The sequence below is a fragment of the Bacillus sp. OTU530 genome (genome assembly GCF_038440375.1).
The window spans coordinates 42,235-64,258 of record NZ_JASATP010000028.1 but is presented as its reverse complement, the minus strand read 5'-3'; the positions used below and the strand labels follow the sequence as shown (position 1 = coordinate 64,258).

Below are 22,024 nucleotides of genomic sequence, written 5' to 3'. Positions count from 1 at the left end.
ATATTTATTACTAAATTTTAAGTAAAATTAAAATTAAATTAGTAAAAACCATTATTTTCAGGATTTTTTTATTAAAAAGATACAATCACTCCTTTTTTATTTACTAAAACTAAGTAAATAATCCATATTTTTCTGATTTACCTTATTAAAAGTGTATAAACACTCTCTCTATCATCTCCTCCCATTACTTAGTTTAGTAAAACTATTTTAAAATTCCCAGCAGAACTTCAAATATTTCTATCATCAGATGAAATGAATAAAAAGATACAGAAGATATTACATAACTTTGCCTAGATAAATAAAGAAAACTCGCTGATTGGCGAGGAGAAGACAGAAGCGCAACTGCACTGATACTGTATTCTTAGAACTTTCGAATACATCGAATTCGCTTCTAGCTGAAATTCACACCTTCTTACAGCAAAAAAACCTCTCCGATTCACCAGAAGAGGTTTTAAATATAAAACAGTTGCTACGTGCACTGCCTGTGTATACACATCTATTTAATTATCTCAAGCGCCCCTACCAATATTTTTAAAAGGAACTGTAGATCTTCCTCTTTAATATTTAGCGGCGGGGACAATGTTAACACATTATTATAACCCGCTACCGTTACACCATTTTTACCAATAATCAAGCCATTTTCCTTACATGCTGAGATTACTTTATTTACAAGGTTTACATCCAGCGGTGCCTTTGAAGCCTGATCCCGGACGAGCTCAATCCCAATTAATAAACCTTTCCCTCGTACATCACCGACAAGCGGATGATTCTTTAATGCTTCCTTTAATTCTCTAAGTAACTGAGCACCAATTGTACGAGAGCGCTCAACTAAATTTTCCCGTTCCATAATCTCCAAGTTTTTTAATGCAAGCGCACATGCTGCTGGACTGCCTCCGAATGTATTAATATGCCGGAAAAAATCGTATTCCTCGGTTCCGCTAAATGCTTCGTAAATTTCACGTTTTACAGCTGTTGCCGAAAGCGGCAAATATGCGCTCGTAAGTCCTTTTGCCATTGTAATAATATCCGGCTTTACGCCATAGTTCCTAAAACCAAACGGCTGACCCGTTCTCCCAAAGCCGCAAATAACCTCATCTACAATGAACAAAGCCCCGTGCTTTTCACATACCTCCTTAACACCTCTCATATAGCTGTCCGGTGGAATGAGAATACCGCCCCCTGTAATGATAGGTTCCATAATAACCGCTGCAATCGTCTCACTTAATTCCCACGTCATCACGTTATCAATCGCTTTAACGGATTCCATCTCACAAGGCTCTTTTCCATCCTCATTACTGCGATAACTGTCCGGCGGTGCAACATGAAGAAATCCTGGTGCAAGGGGCTCATACTTATATTTCCGCTGCGCTTGGCCCGTTGCTGCCAACGCCCCCATGGAATTGCCATGGTACGCACGATAACGAGATACGATTTTATAGCGTGTATGCTCACCCTTTTGCTGATGATATTGACGCGCAATTTTAAATGCAGTTTCATTTGCTTCTGACCCGCTATTGGAGAAAAAGATAACATACTCATCTCCAAGCCATTCATTTAATTTTTCTGCAAGCTTAATAGCAGGTACGTGACTTTGTGTAAGTGGAAAATACGCGAGTGACTTCAGCTGTTCATACGCCGCATCTGCAAGCTCCTCCCGTCCATACCCGACATTCACACACCAAAGGCCTGCCATTGCATCTAAATACCGCTTCCCTGTATGATCCGTAACCCACGCCCCTTCCGCCTTCTCCACAACCATTGTCGCATCAGGGTTATACGGCTTCATGGAATGCCAAAGATATTGTGAGTCCTTTGCCAAAATATCGTATCCTTGATTCATTTGCACCATCATCATGACCTCTCCTTCTTAAAAATCAAAACGGGATGTAATCATTTTCTTACGTGTAAAGAAATTTACGCCGTCCTTTCCATTTACATGCAAGTCCCCGTAGAAGGAATCCTTCCATCCGGAAAATGGAAAGAATGCCATTGTCGCTGGAACTCCCACATTGACGCCAAGCATGCCTGCATCCGCTTCTTCGCGAAACTTGCGGATTGCTTTTGCATCCTTTGAGTAAATTGTTGCACCGTTCCCATAACGTGACTTTCGAATATACAAAAGTGCCTCATCAAGATCAGCCGCATGCAGTAAACTTAAAACAGGTGCAAAAATTTCATCCTTTGCGATTATCATCTCAGGAGTAACACGATCAAAAATTGTCGGTCCTATAAAAGTACCTTCTGGCATCCCAGTCATGTCCTTACGACCATCACGGACGAGGACCGCCCCTTCCTTCACACCAGCTTCAATATAATGCATGACCCTCTCTCGATGTGATTGGCGAATAACCGGTGTAAGCAGTACTTCATCCTCCATTCCATCCCCGATAATAAGTGTATCCGCCTTCTCCTTCAACACTCTTACAAAGCTATCATTATCACCAACAACAACGACAGCACTACAAGCCATACAACGCTGACCCGCACTTCCAAACGCTGAGGTAATAATATGCTGCACTGCTTTTTCGATATCCGCATCCGGCATGACGATATGATGATTTTTTGCACCTGAAAGAGCTTGAACCCGCTTTCCCTCTTTAGCCGCGCGCTCATACACATATTTCGCCACTGGCTGTGAACCTACGAATGAAATTGCCCTTACGTCCTCATGCTCGAGTAAACCGTTTACAACATCGCGCGAACCATGAACAATATTTAGCACACCAGCTGGCGCTCCTGCCTCTGCGAACAACTCAGCAAGCCTGTTAGCTAAGATCGGTGTACGCTCAGAGGGCTTTAACACGAATGTGTTCCCACATGCAATAGCTAGCGGAAACATCCAAAGCGGTACCATCATCGGAAAATTGAATGGTGCAATACCGCCGACAACACCAAGCGGATAACGGAACATCTCAGAATCAATCTCTTCAGCAATACATGATAAGGTTTCACCCATCATTAAGGTTGGTGCTCCGGATGCAAACTCCACACACTCAATCCCGCGCTGAACCTCTCCGTATGCTTCCTTATACGCTTTTCCGTTCTCCTGTACAATGAGCCGCGTTAGTTCCTCATGATGCTCTGTTAATAAATGATGATATTTATATAAAATACGTGCACGCTTCGGAACTGGCACATCCTTCCACTTTTGAAAGGCCAGCTGTGCTGCCCGCACTGCTCTTTGCACATCCTCCTTTGTCGAGAGAACTACCTTCGCTAACACCTTTCCCGTTGCTGGGTTCGGCACCTCCAATGCCTCTTTGCCGTCTGCCTCTATCCATTGACCGTTAATGAAGTTTTTCAGTATGACCGTACCATTTTGAGAAGCTGCCATCTGATTCCCCCTCATGAACTATTATCCTCTTTTTTCCATTATCTCTCACGAAACTACGATGTTCATTAGACAGAACGTTAAACCTTTACGGTAGTTTCCTCTACACATTGCACAACTAGAAAAAACGCTACAATCCCCTGTAAGCAGAACCAGATAGACAAATGTTTTCGCACGCTAAAGAAAACTCGCTGATTGGCAAGCCCTGCTCTCGGGCGAAGACAGAGGCGTAGCCCTACTTATACTGTATTCCTAAAATTTCCGACTACGTCGAATCACTTCTAGCTAGAAATTTATACTTTCCTCCAGTAAAAAAAGCCAACCTATACATACAGGTCAGCTTACCTATCTTTCAACAGGATATTGTTTCATCTGCTTCGTCGAAACGAGATAATCATATGCTTGCAGCATAAACTCGATAACAAGGCGTTTTTCTGAATTCATAAAATCATTGCCAAGCAAGCCCTCCAGCTTTGTAATCCGGTGATATAGCGTTTGGCGCACAACAAACAGCCGATTTGCTGTCTCCTGCTTAGAGCCATTGCAGGATAAATACACTCGCAATGTTTCCATTAACTTCCCATTGTATTTCTTATCATAACGAACAACCGGATCCAAATATTCCATAACAATTCCCTGCAAATCGCTCTGCTCATTCAGCATAGAAAGGATGCGATACATATGCAAATCCTCATAAAAATGACATACCTTCGCCAGGTTATTTTGAACCCTTATCGTTTCCTGTGCTGTTTTAAAGCTTCTATGCATATCCGATAACTGCTCAATTAGTTTTCCTACCCCGACTGTCACAACTGTCTTTCGTTTCTTAATAAATTCTGAGTTTAGTAACTTCTCAATTCCCATCTCTAAACGCTGCTTCTGATTTTTAGTCTCTCGATAATTTAATAAAATAAAGGTCGCTTCATTTCTCTTTTCTATAGATAGTGCATAGAAACCCAGTTGCTCAAAAATAGTCCGAAACAACAGCTTAAAATATGTTTTATCAGAACCGGATTGGGGAAATTCATGGAACTTGCAAATACATACTGTTCCACCCTTACATTTTCCATTTGCATAGGAGCTCTTTAAAAAATCAGCAATTTCAATCTCCGTATGCTCTCCATGAAGCCAGCTGTTCACCCATTCATCCTCTTCTGCCCGCTTTTTTTCTTCCACATATAAATCTCGTAATAAGTGCTGCGCTACAGCGGTGGAAGTCCGATCTAAGATTAACGTATCATATTCACTAATTTCCTCGTCCTCAGCATAAATATACAAATCAGCATAGTTCTGCCCTAACACTTGGATCGATTGATGTTCAACCCGCTTTTGCAATAACTCCTTCCCCTGACATTCTACCAAAAAGGCATACGAAACATCGCTGCTAGATGGAACCATCTGCACATCATTTCCCTTCATCCGGAACAACACTGTATGACCAAGATGATCATGCAGCAGCGACAAAATTTCTTCATGATGCTGGATGGACAATAATTTCTTATTAAGTTGCTGGGAATACTCTTCTAGATTCGAAATCATTTGATAATGCTGATGAATTAAGTGAGAGTGGATATCGTGGGTAATTTCAACGAAAGGAACTTCCTTTAAAAAAAGTAAAATAGGGAATTGATGCGCATTAGCCAATGCAACTCCTTCCTGTGGAATAGGAAAGACTGACGATCCCATATCAATACACAGTCCAGAGGCGTTGCTGTCGATCAGCTCCTGCAGAAAAGCTACAAAGGCCTGCGAATCATCACGCCAACCAACTCCAGTTGACAAAATAAGTTCATTTCCATTTAGCAGCGATTTGATTTTTGCTACTTCTACAACATGAACCCATTTCACAACTCGATATAGTCCCCCCTGTCCAGCAATGAATTGAATGTTTTCAAAATGCTTCCTTTTCAATATGTCCGTTACGGTAAGCTGGAAATGATATTGCATCTTCTCACTCCTTTTTGAAAACATAATCTTCTTAATACTATTCTTGCAGACTAGCACTTTTCCCTTTATAACCCAACAATGCTTGCTTTGTCCTTATGTATGAGAAACTATACAATTATTTAAACTCTTCCCTCTACCGATTTGTCAGATTACCTGACTCTATTTCCTTTTATGGATTGCTAGATACACGTCCAGCTTGTATGCCATTTCTCCATACGCGTATATGTAAAAGGGATTGACTGCATGCAGTCAATCCCTTTTACATATACTATCCTGCTGTTCCTTGGCGAATCAAAAAAGCCGAAAAGTACTTCCTTCCATCGGCCGTCCGAACATGCAGCGTTTCTGTTTCGCTTTCCCCATCATTCTGTCTCCCAAATTGTACGAAAGCACCGTCTAAGTTTTCCTGAACGGCCCGAATACTATATCCCTTCTGAATAAGAAAATCAATTCTATCGCGCTCCGTCAAAAACTCTTGATAGGACATACACACACCCCTTTTTCACACTTCCGGTTATCCCCACATATAATTTTCAATTTGAGAAAGTAAGATTATTGCACCGGGATTGAGTCCTGCTGGTGTTTCATATCCTCACCGTATTTTTTTCTCTTCAGATACGATCCGTAACCAGCCTTCCCAACAAATTGCCTGTTTCGTACAACAAATTCACCACGACATAGCACACTGACTGGCTCCCCTATTACCTTCATGCCTTCAAACGCGTTATAATCCACAGCCATATGATGCGTTTCCCTAGAAATGACACGCTCTACATTCGCGTCAAAGATGACAATGTCCGCATCTGTTCCAACCGCAATCGTCCCTTTTTGCGGAAATAAACCAAACAGCTTCGCAATTCTTGTAGAAGTAATATCAACAAACTGATTGAGCGTAATTCTTCCCTGTTTCACACCTTCAGAAAACAAGATGCTCATACGATCTTCAATCGTCGGGCCGCCATTTGGAATTTTTGTAAAATCTCCGCGCCCAAGCTCCTTTTGCCCTTTAAAGTCAAAGGAACATTGATCAGATCCGATTGTTTGCAGCTGACCGTTTTTCAAGGCATTCCATAGTACATCCTGATGCCATTTCTCACGCAGGGGCGGTGACCATACATATTTCGCCCCTTCAAAATTTGGCCTTTCTAAATAGGAGCGATCTAGTACTAAATATTGCGGACACGTCTCTCCCCACACATCAAGACCCTTATTTCGCGCCTCTGCAATTTTCTCGACTGCATCAGCACAGGAAACATGTACAACATAGAGCTGCGAATTCGCCAGACCCGTCAGCTGGCAAGCCCGTCCTGTCGCTTCTCCTTCTATTTCGGGCGGTCTTGTAAGCGCATGATAGATAGGATCTGTATTCCCTTCCTTGAGTGCTTGTCTCGTTAAATAATCAATCACATCACCGTTTTCCGCGTGAACCATGACAAGCGCACCAAGCTCCTTTGCCGCGAGCAGCGTACGGTATAACGTCCCATCATCTGCCTGAAATACATTTTTGTAAGCCATAAATACTTTAAAGGAAGTAATCCCTTCCTCATGAATAACCTGCGGAAGCTCCCTAAGCACATCATCATTCATTTCGCCAATCATTAAATGGAAGCTATAATCAATAACCGCTTTATCCTTTGATTTTTCATGCCATGTCTGGATTGCATTGCCTAGCGGCTCCCCTTTATTGGTTAAGCAAAAGTCAATGATAGTAGTCGTTCCGCCAAACGCAGCTGCTACCGTACCTGTCTCAAAATCATCTCTCGTAACTGTCCCGCCAAAAGGCATATCCAAGTGGGTGTGCGGATCAATACCTCCTGGAAACAAATAGCGTCCTGTTGCATCAATTACCTCTACACCCTCACTCTTCAAATCTGTACCAATAGCTGCTATCTTTCCGTCTTCAATCAATACATCCGCTTCGTATATATCAGCAGCCGTTACAACTGTTCCATTTTTAATCAGCTTTCCCATTGTATAAGTTCCCCCCTATATATCTTCCGCCTCACCTTCACAATTCACTTACTTTACAATATTAGTCTCACAATCTGATAAAGCCCCCAATGCAGCTTGACGCTCATTCCACGTCATTGGCGCAATTTCACTTGGAAGCTCTACCATTGAAATCGCACCGTCCACTGGACAAACAATAGAGCATAAATTACAGCCTACACAATCCTCCTCACGAACACGGAGAAAGCCTTTACCTGATGTATCCCTCAGCATATCAATACATTGATGGGATGTATCCTCACAGGCAATATGGCATTTATTACAATTAATGCACGTTTCGGTATTAATACGAGCAACTATCTTATAGTTCAAGTCAAGATCTCCCCAGTCAGAGTAACGCGGAACTGATTTTCCGATAATATCCCTGACAGAAGCAATTCCTTTGCTATCAAGATAGTTATTGAGCCCATCGATCATATCCTCAACAATACGGAAGCCATGGTGCATGGCAGCGGTACAAACTTGAACCCCTGTCGCACCCATAAGTAAAAATTCTGCAGCATCCTGCCAGTTTGAAATACCGCCAATACCTGAAATGGGCACATTAATACGCGGATGACGAGCACATTCCGCTACCATGTTTAACGCAATTGGCTTCACCGCCGGTCCACAATAGCCGCCATGAGCTCCTTTTCCAGCAACATGAGGAATTGTATTCCACGTATCAAGATCGACACCCATTAAGCTATTAATAGTATTAATCATACTAACAGCATCAGCACCGCCCTTCACCGCTGCCTCCGCTGTTGCTGTAATATCGGTGATATTTGGCGTAAGCTTTACAATAACTGGTGTTTTTGCGACTTCCTTCACCCAGTATGTTTGTCTTTCAACAAGAGAAGGAACCTGACCGGAAGCAGAGCCCATACCTCGTTCTGCCATACCGTGCGGACAGCCAAAGTTCAACTCAAGTCCATCCACACCAACCTCCTCGACACGCTTTACAATTTCATGCCATTTCTCCTGCTTTGGTTCAACCATAAGCGAGGCGACGATCACATGATTAGGAAATCTCTTTTTTGTTTCGTAAATTTCCTTTAAGTTGACCTCTAATGGCCTGTCTGTAATCAATTCGATATTATTAAAACCGGCTACTCGCTGACCGTTAAAGCTAACCGCTGCGAATCGGGAAGAAACGTTTAAAATTGGATCTCCAAGCGTTTTCCATACAGCTCCGCCCCAGCCTGCTTCAAATGCACGCTGTACTTGGTAACCAGAATTCGTAGGCGGCGCTGACGCCAGCCAAAACGGGTTTGGAGATTCAATACCTGCTAAATTTATTTTTAAATCCGCCATCTTCCGTTCCCCCTTCTCCTGAATTAAACGGTTTCTGTCACAGACGCAAACTGCTTATGTATCTCATGAGCCGTCAGCTTTCCTTGCTGAGCTGCAGTTACGACCATCGCCTCGCCTTGTCCTTTACCAAATGTCACATCACCACATGCATAGACCTTCGGGTTTGATGTTTGAAATGTTCCCTTCGTAACCATTACAACACCGTGGCTATGTGTGAGACCAAATCCCTCAATCATCTCTATGTAACGCGATTGGCCAATCGCTTTAATTACAACATCCACAGGAATCACAAATTCAGAGCCTGCTACCACTTCCGGACGCCGTCTACCGTCCTTATCAGGATCACCAAGGGCCATTTTCACGCACTCGATACCTGTAACACTTCCATTCTCACCAATAATACGCTTAGGCGCAGTCAGCCACCGGAATTCTACGCCATCCTGCTTGGCAAACTCGTACTCGAAATCGTACGCACTCATCTCCTCACGTGTGCGGCGATATAAAATCTTAACATTCTCTGCACCAAGCCTTACCGAACATGTCGCACCATCAATAGCTGTATTCCCCGCACCAATAACCACAATTCGTTTTCCAATAAATTCGTTTGTCAGCTCGTTTGTTTTTGTCCGTTTCACAAAATCAATAGCATCATACACACCGTCCAGCTCTTCTCCATCAATGCCAAGCATCGGAACCTTTCCCATACCAATTGCAAGCACAACAGCATCATATCGTTCCAAAAGCTCCTCTGTTGAAACATCACGACCCACACATGTATTAGTTCGAATCTCCACATCTAAGCTTCTCACTTGATCTACTTCCCAATAAGACACAGCCTGTGGCAGACGGAATGAAACAATGCCGTACGTGTTCAATCCTCCTGCCTGTGCCTCCGCTTCAAAAATGGTTACAGTATATCCGAGACGAGCAAGCTCCCTTGCTGCCGACAAGCCTGCAGGCCCTCCACCGACGACCGCTACTGTTTTCCCCTTCTTCTCCCCTGCCTCAAACAATATCTGTTCATTTCGGATCGCCCAATCCGTTGCATAACGCTGCAAATTTCCAATCTGAATCGGCTTAGTAGCATGGTTTAACACGCAAGCACCCTCACATAGCTCCTCCGTTGGACATACACGTGAGCAGCTAGCACCAACTGGATTTGACAGCATAATCGTTGCTGCCGATCCCTTTAGATTTCCTGAAGCAATCTTCTTAATAAATTTCGGAATATCAATTTCCGTCGGGCATGCCTTTATGCAAGGAGCGTCGTAACAATATAAACAACGATTTGCTTCTTCAGCTGCCTCTCTATTTGAAAGCCCGCTCTGAACCTCCTTAAAATTTGACCGCAAGTCTGTTAATGAAAGAGCCACTTTTTTCGTTTTATTCAATCTCCCTCAACCCCCTTTAGAAAATAGGAAAAACGAATTCTATGAAAAAGAGTGAGAATTTCATTTCAAAAACAAATCGCTATCTAAACTGATTTTGCATTGCGGTCCTCCCCCGCATCCATTCCCTAATCATATCGCCTTGTATGTATGCAGATGTCCCGGTCGTTTTTGTACTTGTTCTTATTGTAATAATTTTCTGAATTCTTTCCATTATACAATTTGTAAAAAGTTTACATGTTTTTATTAAGCATAATGTAAAATTTCAGCCAATCACTATCAGTGAAAATAACCAATGATTTGCAATCTCTTTCAAACTTTAAACCCATAAGAACCTCCATCATAAATAAGCTACTTTGACAGATTTTTTATTAAGTTGTTTACTCTTCTCCTTATTTCCCAGGAAAATTTGGGTTTTCGACAATATTTCTTGACAAAATACGCTTCTATTCCTGTTCAATCAAACGTTTGTTTAAATAGTTATCAAGGATTCCATAAAACTTCTAAGCAGGAAAAGTGCAGATACTCGCTTCTTTTTGATGAGCAAACAACCTCTGTACAAGAAATTTGTATACAAATAAAGAAAACTCGCCGACTGGCGATCCGTGCCCTTGGGCGAAGACAAAGGCATAGTTGCACTTATACTGTATTCCTAAAATTTCCGACTACTTCGAATTCACTTCTAGCTGGAAGTTTATACTTTCCTACAATGTAAAAAAAGCTTGTCCACAATTTGGATAGCTTCTTGGAATAGTTTGCTTTTATTTTAATTTCAAATATAAAATAGAAAGGACGTTATGATTAGCCCGCCCCTGGTATCAGCCCCACCTACGCTCTATACCTTGGCAGCCACGCATGCTGCCCTACCCACTTCCTACTGTAACATTGGTTTGTAAATCGCTTATTAATCCTTTGTAAAAAAAAGGATTTTCGAGCATATCTTCCATTCGTTTCATACTTTCGTTATCGATGCTTTTTCTGTGTGCCAGTCAGACAATTCCTTGTATTCATGCGAATAAATTTCACCTTGGTTCAACCCCTTACGACAAACAGTCGCTTTCAAGGTAAAACAGATAGCACATTTCCCAATGTTTTTGGGTGCTATGTATCCTAATATGGCTAGATCTTTGATATAGCACTGTTGTTCTAAAGAAGGCTTGCTAATTACCTCTATTTTTTGCCTAATTCAAGGCGAAGGTATACTATAACTATATAAATTATGTAGGAGGTGCACTTTTGACAAATTCATTCCGTGCCTTTGTTGTGAACAAAACAGAAGACAATTTCTCTGCAGATATTCAACACCTAACATTAGATGATTTACCTGAGGGAAATGTAACCATCCGTACAGCTTACTCAAGCGTCAATTATAAGGATGGCTTAGCAAGTATCCCAAAGGGGAAAATCGTTCGATCATATCCATTCATACCGGGCATTGACCTTGCTGGTACAGTAACAGAATCAAATGATTCCCGCTTTCAGGCAGGAGATGAGGTTATTGTGACAAGCTATGAGCTTGGGGTGTCCCATTTTGGCGGTTTTAGCGAGTATGCACGGGTTCCAAGTGACTGGATTGTCCCGCTTCCGAAAGGATTAACGTTAAAAGAAGCAATGGTATTTGGAACTGCCGGCTTTACAGCAGCCCTATCCATCCATCGTTTAGAAGAAAACGGACTTACACCAGAAAAGGGACCTGTGCTCGTAACAGGTGCAACAGGCGGGGTTGGAAGCACAGCTGTCGCAATGCTCGCAAAACGCGGCTATCACGTTGTTGCCAGCACAGGCAAGGCATCTGAGCATGAGTACTTGCGAGCAATTGGGGCTGCTGACATACTTTCTCGTGAGGATTTTTCGATTGACCCAATTCCAGTGCTCGGGAAGCAAAGGTGGGCAGCTGCAATTGACCCTGTCGGAGGCAAAGCACTTGCTTCCATATTAATCATGTTGCAATATGGGGGCTCAGTTGCAGTAAGCGGCTTAACAGGTGGCGGAGATGTACCGACAACTGTATATCCTTTTATTTTGCGCGGAGTAAACTTGCTCGGCATTGATTCAGTGTACTGCCCAATGGAGCTGCGTAAAACGCTCTGGGAACGTATGGCAACTGATTTGAAGCCAGAGGCACTTCTAAATTACATTGCTCAAGAAGTTACATTGGATGAACTGCCTCAGGTACTTTCCTCAATTTTAAAAGCTGAAATGCGTGGAAGAGCAATTGTAAAGTTGTAAAGAAAATTCGTCAATTGGCGAGCCCTGCCCTCGGGCGAAGACAGAGGCGAAACTGCCCTGACACTGTAGCCCTAAAATTTTCGACTACGTCGAATGACTCCTAGCTGAAAATTGATGCTTTCCTGCATTGTAAAAAGGCAGGTCATGTTATAGCTAACTTCCTGTAACATGACCTGCTTTTTTGTTTATGTCCTCTCCAATTAAAATTTAGTAAGCACCTCTTTCAAAAATACCCTAAAGACTTCCGCCTCCTCTGTTTTTGTCTTTTGCAACAGATATGTTTTCGATTTCGGCGCTATAACCCGCTCTCCCCTTATCTCTCTCAGTCTGCTATTTTGCACTTCATCTCTAACCATCGTTACTGGTAAATAAGATACACCAAGCCCCTGTTCAATAAAACGCTTTGTAATCTCCACTTGATTTACAGCCATCGTTCTCACATTCGGATAATAGCTTTTAATTTGTTGTAAAAGATAATCCCAATAATCCGGATGATTATCCGTAATGACTCTGTATGTACTAAGTGCCATATGTTCTTCAAGACAATACTCATTATAAGGACCTACCAAAACAACCGGTTCCTCATGTACAACCTCGCTATATATATTTGTTTGCATTGCTTCCACTCGCGTTAAGCCCAAATCCGCCCTGCCTAAGCTAACCTCCTCTCCTACCTGAAAAGAAGAAGTTATCTGAACCACTACGTCTATATCAGGATTTTCATCCATAAAGGTCCTTAGTAACGACGGAAACATAGAGGATGCAATTTGCGGTGCTGCTGCAATTACTAACCTCCGCTTATAGCCCTGCCTCCATGACTCGAGACTGGTTCGACCTTCCTCGTATTTATCTACGATGCTCCTTGCGTATGGAAGAAACTGATAGCCAGCAGCAGTTAAAACTGATTTTTTCTTTGTTCTCTCAAACAACTCAACATGGAGCTCCTCCTCAAGACGTTTGATATGCTTTGTGACAGCAGGCTGCGTTAAAAAAAGCTCTTCGGACGTCTTCCTAAAATTCTCGTATTTAGCTGCAACGATAAATGTTTTTAACCACTTAATCTCCAAAATCATCCCCCCGTGATAACGATGCGTTATCAAAATCCCTTTCTTTTGTTAATTTTCATTATATATCCGTTTTTGTACAATACAATTACAAACACTACATGATTTGTAAACCACAGATACTAAGGGGGAATAAAAAATGAAGCATGCTGGGCAAGATGCATGGAACGCTACAATGTATGACACAAACCACTCCTTCGTTTCAAGATTCGGTCAGGACTTAATTACTGCATTAGCTCCAAGAGAAGCTGAACACATTTTGGATGTTGGCTGTGGTACAGGAGATTTGGCAAATAAAATTCACGAGCTTGGAGCCCAAGTGATAGGAATTGATGCATCAGAGAATATGATCCAGCAAGCACAGCATAAATATCCGCAGATACAGTTTGCTGTTCATGATGCAACTGCGCTAGATTATCACGAGGAGTTTGACGCGGTATTCTCCAATGCGGCACTTCACTGGATTAAGCCGCAAAGGCAAGCTCTGCACAGCATATATCAGAGTCTGAAGCAAGGAGGCCGATTTATTGCGGAATTTGGCGGTAAAGGTAATATTAAAATGATTACAGATGAAGTGATCAATCAATATGCAGCTTATGAATTAGAATACGACATGGCACAGTTTCCTTGGTATTTTCCGAGCACTGGTGAATATGCAGCTCTCATGGAGGAGGTAGGTTTTACCGTCGCTTATATTCAATACTTTTATAGACCGACACCTTTAGAGGGGAAGGATGGAATCCGGAATTGGCTGCATATGTTTGGAAGTGGACTTTTTATCGGAGTGCCTGAGGATGTAAGAGAACAGATGATTATGGCAGTTCAAGAGAATCTTGGCAAGAGCTTGTTTCATGATGGAAAATGGATTGCTGATTACAAAAGAATTCGCGTAATAGGCATTAAGGAATAGACATGTTGATCTTCCTATCCACAAAAGGAGAGCAGAAATCCTGCTCTCCTTACCGAAACTTCCGAAGCAGCCTCTCCCGGTACATGCCAAACGCACCTGTACTTCGCATCTTTCGCTTTTCCATTAATTGATTGAAACGAAGTTCCTTCTCCGTTAACTTGCTTTGCAATGAAGTTCGTTCCTGTTCATCTATGCAGCAGGCAAGCAAATCTTCAAGCTTCAGCATATCCTTTTTAAGCCGAACCTCCTCTGGAACCATTCCAGCATTCTTTAAAATCTTATATCCCATTCGTAAGTCTTCTGGCACACCAGATAAGTCATCGAGTTTTAATGGCTTACCCTTACCAGGCAAATTCTCAAAATCACCATTTTGTATTGACTGTCGAATGCGTTCTTCCGCCATAATTAAGAATATATCCATTGTTTCGCCTCCCTTGCAGTTTCAAAGTCTTATCTATCTGTTTCCTGCAAATGTTACTTATTTTCCTCCATTACATTTTATCTCTACTATTGCTGCTTTGTAAAAACACTTAATACATACAAGTATCATTTTATTACATTTATTTAATTATAGACATGAGCGACATATCCTATTCATATACTTTTTATATCTATGAACGAACAAACTGCCTACAGCTCCCAGGCTATTCGTTCATAATCGAGCCCTGCCTTCGGGCGAAGACAGAGGCGTAGCTGCACTTATACTTTATTCCTAAAATTCTCACTACGTCGAATTGTCTTCTGGCTAGAGATTTATATTTTCTTAAAGTGTCAAAAAGCCCTCAGTTTTAAAAACTGAGGGCTTTTTATTTATATTAGAATTTCGCGTGATATTTTTCGATTTCCCAAGTGTGTACAGCTGTACGATAGCTATCCCACTCACCTTTTTTCAATGCAACGTATTCGTTAAATACGTGCTCGCCTAATGTAGCGCGGCCGATTGTACCGTTCTCTAGCTCAGCTACAGCTGTTTCTAAGCTGCCAGGAAGGTTGTCGATGCCGTATTCAGCACGAACTGCATCAGTCATGTGGAAGATATCTTCGTCAACTGGAGCTGGAGCAGTTAAGCCTTTCTCTACGCCATCTAAACCTGCTGCTGCGATTACCGCAAATGTTAGGTATGGGTTCGCAGATGGATCTGGACAACGAAGCTCAACGCGTGTAGCAAGACCACGTTTTGCAGGGATACGGATCAATGCAGAACGGTTAGATGCAGACCATGCGATGTAGCAAGGTGCTTCGTAGCCAGGCACAAGACGCTTATAAGAGTTTACTAGAGGGTTTGTAACCGCTGTAAAGCTCTTTACGTTTGCGATTAGACCAGCGATAAATTGGTATGCAGTTTGAGAAAGCTGGCGAGAATCAGCTGGATCGAAGAATACATTTTGGCCATCTTTGAAGAAGGACATGTTTACGTGCATTCCAGAACCGTTAATACCGAAAACTGGTTTTGGCATAAATGTTGCATGAAGACCATATTTCGCTGCAATTGTTTTTACAACCCATTTGTAAGTTGTAGAGCTGTCTGCAGCACCTAAAGCATCTGCATACTTGAAGTTGATTTCATGTTGACCTTCAGCTACTTCATGGTGAGACGCTTCGATTGTGAAGCCCATTGCTTTTAATGCACGGTAGATTTCTAAACGAACGCGCTCGCCAAAGTCTTTTGGAGATGGCTCGAAGTATCCAGCGTTATCATGTAAAGCCATTGTTGGGTTACCGTTGTCGTCTGTTTTGAATAAGAAGAACTCAAGCTCAGGACCTACAGAAATTGTGTAGCCTTGTTCACCTGCTTGTTCTACTACTTTTTTCAATACGTTACGAGTGTCACCTTCATAAGGAGTGCCATCTGGGTTAGCTGCGCTGCAAAGGAAACGCGCTTCAGAATAGCCTTCTTCTACTGTCCAAGGAAGAACAGCGAATGTATTTAAATCTGGTTGCAGATATAAGTCAGATTTGTTGATTGGAGAAAATCCAGTAATAGAAGAACCGTCAAACATCATTTTGCCTTCTACAACATCTTCTAATTGTGCAGATGTAACTGTTACGTGCTTTAAAATACCTTCGATATCTACAAATTGTAAGTGAAGAAGCTCCACATTTTTTTGCTCTACGATTTCTTTAATTTTTTCAAGAGTAAGTGTACCGCTATTTGCTTGAGAAATTTGACTCATGTTACTCTCCCTCTCATTTCCGTGTCATATTTTTTAACATAGGCTTATTATAATCCAAATAACTTGGTCTTTTCAATAGCTTTTTTGAACTTTTATTCGTTAAAATTTTCCTAAACGGGTCAAATTTTCGATAATTCCTTAACAAAAACGTTTTCTTTTTAGAAAATGTTCATTATTACAAGCAAAAAAGGACTACAAAAACTAAAGAAAGCTCATCATTGGCGGAAACAGAGATGTAGTTGCCTTACACTGTATTTCGACAATTTCCGACTGCGTCAAATGACTTCAAGCTGGAATTGTATATTTTCCTAAAGTATAACATATAGAAAATGTTGTTCTATAAACAAGAATTACCTCAAAGCATCAAATATAGAGCTTATACACAAAAGTGATGCTTTCCGCCTAAAGCAATGACATCAGCAGTATGCAGTATTAAGAAGAATTATTTTTCTTAAGCTTCATTCTCATAAAGAAAAGCAACGAGCCAAATACTCGTTGCTCTTCTTTATCTTAAAATGCCCAGTTGCCGTTTTTAAAAATCGGTTCACGCTTTCCATCTTTTGTTACACCGTAGATATTCATATCAGCTGATCCGATCATAAAATCTTCGTGCACAAGGCTTTTGTTTGCACCGCGCTCCGACAGCTCCTCTGGTGTCATTGCTGTTCCATTTTGCAGATTAACTGGATATGCTTCGCCCAACGCAAGATGATTTGATGCATTCTCATCAAATAGCGTATTATAAAACGTCAATCCAGAATTAGAAATCGGGGAACGATGTGGAACAAGCGCTACTTCTCCAAGCCGACGTGAACCTTCATCCATATTTAACAGCTGCTCTAGTGTTTCATAGCCTGTTTCTGCTGTAAAATCCACGACAACTCCATCTTTAAATGTTAGCGTAAAGTTATTAATTACGTTACCGCCATAATTCAACGGTTTCGTGCTGCGCACTGTACCGTTTACGCCATCCTTATGCGGCATTGTGTATACTTCCTCCGTCGGCATATTTGGATTAAATCGTATACCGCCTTGGTCTACAGAACCCCCACCCTGCCATACATGATTCTCCGGCAGGTTTACAGTAAGACTCGTCCCTTGCGCTTCATACATAAGCTGCACATACTGCTTGTCATTTAGGTACATTACCTTTTGCTTTAATGTTTCATTATGTGCATGCCATGCCGCAATCGGATCTTCTTGATCAATACGGACAATTTTAAAAATAGCATCCCATAGCTTCTCTATGGCTTCTGCTTCCTCCACATCAGGAAACACTTTTGCTGCCCACTCTGCTGTTGGAACTGAAATCAATGACCAGCGTGCTTGATCTGCCATCATATAGCTGCGATATTTTTTCAGCGCTGTACCAGCTGTTTTATTCCACATGGCAATACGCTGCGGATTAATTCCTTTTAAAAGCTCAGGGTTCGGAGAATAAATAGACAAAAATGCAGCTCCATTTTCCGCCATTTCCTCCATACCCTTAGCTCTCCACATCGGATATTCTGTGAAGGCTTCATCTGGTGCCTTTTCATATTTAATGCGTGTGATATTTTCATCTTGGAATTCTACATGTACATTTTTGGCGCCTGCTTCATATGCCTTTGCAACAATTTTACGTACAAACTCCGCTGCTGGAAGCGGGGCATTTACGACAAGCGTTTGTCCTTGTTGAATGTTTACTCCGATACGTACTGCCAAATCAGCATATTTTTCAAGCATTTGTTCGAGTTGTTTCATCTATTGTCCCCTCCATATGTATGTATTCATTTCACTATGTTAATACGAATTCCAGAACGCAAAGAAGTTATGTGCAGCTGAACTGTTAATTACAAATTTAGCTAGAGATATTAAAGCCCTCCAGCTTCTTTATGTTTCCAAACACAGAAGCCGCTGCTGGCGGCTTCCTGAGTAAGATGTCGTTCTAATTCATTTATTCGATCATTTGTATACAATAGCCCTTTTGCTGCAGCTTTTCAAAAACCTGATCAATATGAGCCTGATCCTTTGTCTCAAGTGAAAGATGCAGCTCTGCGTAACCAGGGAATACCTTCATGCCAATACGCTCATGTTGAACATTCAATACGTTTGCTCCAGCCTCCGCGATAATTTGCAGCACCCTTTGCAATTGTCCCGGCTTATCAGGCAAGGTAGTAGAAAAATGGACAAAGCGGCCAGCTTCTACCATGCCGCGCTCGATAATGCGAGCGATAACATTCACATCTACGTTACCGCCACTTAGGATCACAGCAATTTTTTTCCCCTCAATCGGAAGCTTTTTGTATAGAAGCGCTGCAAGCGCACTAGCACCAGACCCTTCTACAAGAAGCTTGCTGCGCTCTAACACCATTAGCATCGTACGGGCGATCTCCATTTCATCAACGGTAACAATATCATCTACATATTTTTGAATCAATTGAAAGGTTAATTCCCCCGGTCTTCTGACAGCAATGCCATCTGCCATTGTCGGAAGTGCATCAACTGTTGTGACTTGCTTTTCATCCCATGATTTTTTTATACTTGGACAGGCTATGGCTTGCACACCGTATACCTTCACAGAAGGCTTCTGCTCTTTAATGGCTAATGCTACACCCGCAAGAAGCCCCCCTCCTCCAGCTGGACACAGAATAACTTCAACATCGGGTATCCCCTCTAGTATTTCTAGGCCGACTGTCCCTTGTCCTGCAATAATTGCCGCATCATCGAATGCATGTACAAATGTTGCTCCTGTTCTCTCTTTAAGCTGGAGCGCATAGGCGAGTGCCTCATCAAAGACATTCCCCTGCAGTTCTACCTTTGCGCCGTATCCTTTTGTTGCTGCAATCTTACTAAGCGGTGCACCTTTTGGCATCACAATTGTACACGGAATTTGCAGCATGCTGCTTGAGTACGCTACACCTTGGGCATGGTTACCCGCAGAAGCAGCAATGACCCCTTTTCTAAGCTCAGCCTCTGACAAGGACATAATCTTATTGTAGGAACCTCTCACCTTAAACGATCCTGTTTTCTGTAAATTTTCTAGCTTTAGATACACCTCATTGTTTGTAAATTCACTGAATGTACGGGAATAATCTAAAGGAGTTTCGTGAACAATTCCCTTCATTTTCTTCCGCGCTGCGAAAACATCCTGTATGGATACCATGCCCAATCCCCCATGTCTCTACATTGCATAATACAACTGTATTGTTTGTAAGGATGATGAGTTTATTCTCATCCTGTATTGATGCGACGTTCATACTAAATAATATACAAAATGATAAATTTTGTGCCCATCCTAAATGGGCGCTACATGGAATCGTTTTCCTAATATAAGGTCATCAAATATCCCTCCTACTATTAAAGATACTTTCAACCCCAAGGAAGCGCTTTTGATATAAGGTTAGCTTCTCAAGGCTTTTTAACAACATTTTTTTTGATATACACATCTAAAAATGGCTAAATGCATAAATAGCCTTCATACAGAAACCTTCAGTTTGTTTTAAAATAAGACGACAAAACCATTGAAACCGATACCACAATATAATAAAATTAGGTTTGAATTAAGAAAAAAGGAACGGGATAAAGAAAACTCGCTGATTGGCGAGCCCTGCCCTTAGGCGAAGACAGAGACGTAGTTGCACTTCTATTGTATTCCTAAAATTTCCGACTACGTCGAATTGACTTCTAGCTGACAATTTATACTTTCTTACAGTGTTAAATAAAAAAAGCTCTTATCTAATTTATTTTTTAATAACGTTTAAAATATTTTTTTATATCTCGTTTTGAAAGCGATACCAAAATAATGCAGTACACTCAATCAAAGAGCAATGCAATTTTCCCTTTATACAGCGATTATGTCAAATATCCAAAAAGAGTCCTACAAGCAAGAATGCCAAAGTCCCAATTGTGGAACAGGCTTTCAGGAGAAGCTAAGAACGCCAACTATTTATTTTTAGAAGAGAAAGGAGAAGAAATATGGAGAAAAAATGGTGGAAGGAAAGTGTCGTATATCAGATTTACCCTCGAAGCTTTATGGATAGTAATGGGGATGGAATTGGGGATCTCAAGGGAATTCTTTCAAAATTAGATTACTTAAAAGAATTAGGAATTGATGTTATTTGGATATGTCCTATGTATAAGTCTCCAAATGACGATAATGGCTATGATATTTCAGATTATCAGGACATTATGGAGGAATTCGGTACGCTAGCGGACTTTGATGAACTGCTAGAAGAAGTTCATCAACGCGGAATGCGATTGATTCTTGATTTGGTCATCAATCATACAAGCGATGAACACCCTTGGTTTATTGAATCTCGCTCCTCTAAAGATAATCCAAAGCGTGATTGGTATATCTGGAGGGATGGCAAAAACGGCAAGGAACCAAACAACTGGGAATCTATTTTCAGTGGTTCTGCTTGGAAATATAATGAAGAAACAGAACAATATTTTATGCACATCTTCTCCGAACGACAGCCTGACCTAAATTGGGAGAACTCTGAAGTAAGAAATGCTTTACATGATATGGTCAATTGGTGGCTGGAAAAAGGGATTGATGGTTTCCGTGTTGATGCAATTTCCCATATTAAAAAGGAGCCAGGCTTCCCGGATATGCCGAACCCAAATAACTTAGATTACGTTCCCTGCTTTCCTTATATGATGAATGTTGAGGGGATTGATACATGGCTAACAGAACTTTCCCAAAAAACAATCAAGAACTACGATGTTATGACTGTTGGAGAAGCAAATGGTGTAGGGATTGATGATGCCGAAAAATGGGTTGGTGAAGAAAATGGCCATTTCAATATGGTTTTTCAGTTTGAATTTCTAGGTCTTTGGGATAAGAATTCAGAAGATCTTGTCGACGTACGTGCATTAAAAAAAGCATTAACCAAATGGCAAACTGGTTTAGAAGGTAGAGGTTGGAACGCCCTCTTCATCGAAAACCATGATCAGCCACGCAGGGTTTCAAGCTGGGGAAATGATCAGGAGTATTGGAAAGAAAGTGCCAAAATGCTAGGCGCTTTATATTTTCTCATGAAGGGCACACCATTTATTTATCAGGGCCAGGAAATTGGGATGACGAATGTCCAGTTTCCGTCTATTAACGAATACAATGATGTCGGTATGATTAACTACTATAAGGTTGAAACGGCAAAAGGCCGTTCCCATGAGGAGATTATGGAAGTCGTTTGGAAACAAGGTCGAGATAATTCCCGTACTCCGATGCAATGGGATGCAACCAACATGGGAGGATTTACAACCGCGGGCCAAACTTGGTTAGGTGTAAATCAAAATTATAAAGAAATTAACGTAACAGAACAATTAAAGGATCCTGACTCTATTTTACATTTTTATAAAAGCTTGATTCATTTGCGAAAAGAAAACCCAGTGTTTGTATATGGCACTTATGAATTGTTATTGCCAAATCATCCGAAGCTATTCGTATACACTCGCACATTAGGAAACCAAAAAGCCCTAATCATTTGCAACTTTAGCGAAGCAGAAACTAGTTTTAAAGTCCCGAATCGTTTCAGTCATTCTGTTTCAGAACTTGTTATGAATAACTATGTAGTTGTGGATAAAGCTCTGCCTAAGCGTCTCACCCTAAGACCTTACGAAACCCGTGTCTATTTAATAATGTAACACCATAAGCGAGCACAGAAGCGTAGTTGCACTTACACTTCATTACT

15 protein-coding genes are annotated in these 22,024 nt (G+C 41.5%); 3 read left to right on the top strand and 12 right to left on the bottom strand.

What is annotated here, in order from left to right; genetic code table 11:
- Positions 1-496: 496 nt before the first annotated feature.
- The 7 genes from AAHB12_RS19385 to AAHB12_RS19355 form a co-directional block, all read right to left on the bottom strand.
- On the bottom strand, positions 497-1,849 hold the full coding sequence (locus AAHB12_RS19385; protein WP_342046594.1) for an aspartate aminotransferase family protein: 1,353 nt from the start codon (positions 1,847-1,849) through the stop codon (positions 497-499).
- An 18-nt stretch (positions 1,850-1,867) separates the two neighbouring features.
- The gene (locus tag AAHB12_RS19380) at positions 1,868-3,334 is read right to left on the bottom strand and encodes a CoA-acylating methylmalonate-semialdehyde dehydrogenase (protein WP_342046577.1); all 1,467 of its coding nucleotides are present in this window, start codon (positions 3,332-3,334) and stop codon (positions 1,868-1,870) included.
- A gap of 342 nt (positions 3,335-3,676) precedes the next feature.
- Positions 3,677-5,278 (bottom strand): PucR family transcriptional regulator, encoded by a 1,602-nt coding sequence (locus AAHB12_RS19375; protein ID WP_342046575.1) that lies wholly within the window; start codon positions 5,276-5,278, stop codon positions 3,677-3,679.
- A 268-nt stretch (positions 5,279-5,546) separates the two neighbouring features.
- The gene (locus AAHB12_RS19370) at positions 5,547-5,765 is read right to left on the bottom strand and encodes a hypothetical protein (RefSeq protein ID WP_342046574.1); all 219 of its coding nucleotides are present in this window, start codon (positions 5,763-5,765) and stop codon (positions 5,547-5,549) included.
- A gap of 65 nt (positions 5,766-5,830) precedes the next feature.
- Positions 5,831-7,249, bottom strand: a complete 1,419-nt coding sequence (gene hydA / locus AAHB12_RS19365) for a dihydropyrimidinase (RefSeq protein WP_342046572.1) — start codon at positions 7,247-7,249, stop codon at positions 5,831-5,833.
- 48 nt (positions 7,250-7,297) lie between these two features.
- The gene (preA, locus tag AAHB12_RS19360) at positions 7,298-8,584 is read right to left on the bottom strand and encodes an NAD-dependent dihydropyrimidine dehydrogenase subunit PreA (protein ID WP_342046571.1); all 1,287 of its coding nucleotides are present in this window, start codon (positions 8,582-8,584) and stop codon (positions 7,298-7,300) included.
- 23 nt (positions 8,585-8,607) lie between these two features.
- Positions 8,608-9,957: an NAD(P)-dependent oxidoreductase gene (locus AAHB12_RS19355; RefSeq protein WP_342046593.1), complete on the bottom strand. Its 1,350-nt coding sequence runs from the start codon at positions 9,955-9,957 to the stop codon at positions 8,608-8,610.
- A gap of 1,251 nt (positions 9,958-11,208) precedes the next feature.
- Here AAHB12_RS19355 and AAHB12_RS19350 point away from each other — a divergent pair.
- Complete coding sequence (locus tag AAHB12_RS19350; RefSeq protein ID WP_342046569.1) at positions 11,209-12,201, top strand: NADPH:quinone oxidoreductase family protein; 993 nt, start codon at positions 11,209-11,211, stop codon at positions 12,199-12,201.
- A gap of 200 nt (positions 12,202-12,401) precedes the next feature.
- On the opposite strand, the gene AAHB12_RS19345 is transcribed toward AAHB12_RS19350, so the two are convergent.
- Positions 12,402-13,274, bottom strand: a complete 873-nt coding sequence (locus tag AAHB12_RS19345) for a LysR family transcriptional regulator (protein ID WP_342046567.1) — start codon at positions 13,272-13,274, stop codon at positions 12,402-12,404.
- 130 nt (positions 13,275-13,404) lie between these two features.
- On the opposite strand from AAHB12_RS19345, the gene AAHB12_RS19340 reads away from it, so the two are divergent.
- On the top strand, positions 13,405-14,175 hold the full coding sequence (locus tag AAHB12_RS19340; RefSeq protein ID WP_129730559.1) for a class I SAM-dependent methyltransferase: 771 nt from the start codon (positions 13,405-13,407) through the stop codon (positions 14,173-14,175).
- Between the two features lie 49 nt (positions 14,176-14,224).
- On the opposite strand, the gene AAHB12_RS19335 is transcribed toward AAHB12_RS19340, so the two are convergent.
- The 4 genes from AAHB12_RS19335 to ilvA all read right to left on the bottom strand — a co-directional run bounded on the left by AAHB12_RS19335 (position 14,225) and on the right by ilvA (position 19,494).
- The gene (locus AAHB12_RS19335) at positions 14,225-14,596 is read right to left on the bottom strand and encodes a DnaJ family domain-containing protein (protein WP_342046566.1); all 372 of its coding nucleotides are present in this window, start codon (positions 14,594-14,596) and stop codon (positions 14,225-14,227) included.
- A gap of 394 nt (positions 14,597-14,990) precedes the next feature.
- The gene (locus AAHB12_RS19330; protein ID WP_129730555.1) at positions 14,991-16,349 is read right to left on the bottom strand and encodes a glutamine synthetase family protein; all 1,359 of its coding nucleotides are present in this window, start codon (positions 16,347-16,349) and stop codon (positions 14,991-14,993) included.
- A gap of 510 nt (positions 16,350-16,859) precedes the next feature.
- The gene (locus AAHB12_RS19325; protein ID WP_342046564.1) at positions 16,860-18,092 is read right to left on the bottom strand and encodes an aminopeptidase; all 1,233 of its coding nucleotides are present in this window, start codon (positions 18,090-18,092) and stop codon (positions 16,860-16,862) included.
- Between the two features lie 193 nt (positions 18,093-18,285).
- Complete coding sequence (gene ilvA / locus AAHB12_RS19320) at positions 18,286-19,494, bottom strand: threonine ammonia-lyase (RefSeq protein WP_342046563.1); 1,209 nt, start codon at positions 19,492-19,494, stop codon at positions 18,286-18,288.
- Between the two features lie 812 nt (positions 19,495-20,306).
- On the opposite strand from ilvA, the gene AAHB12_RS19315 reads away from it, so the two are divergent.
- Positions 20,307-21,977 carry a glycoside hydrolase family 13 protein gene (locus AAHB12_RS19315; RefSeq protein ID WP_342046562.1) on the top strand — a complete coding sequence of 557 codons (1,671 nt, stop codon included), beginning with the start codon at positions 20,307-20,309 and terminating at the stop codon, positions 21,975-21,977.
- The last annotated feature ends 47 nt before the right edge of the window (positions 21,978-22,024 follow it).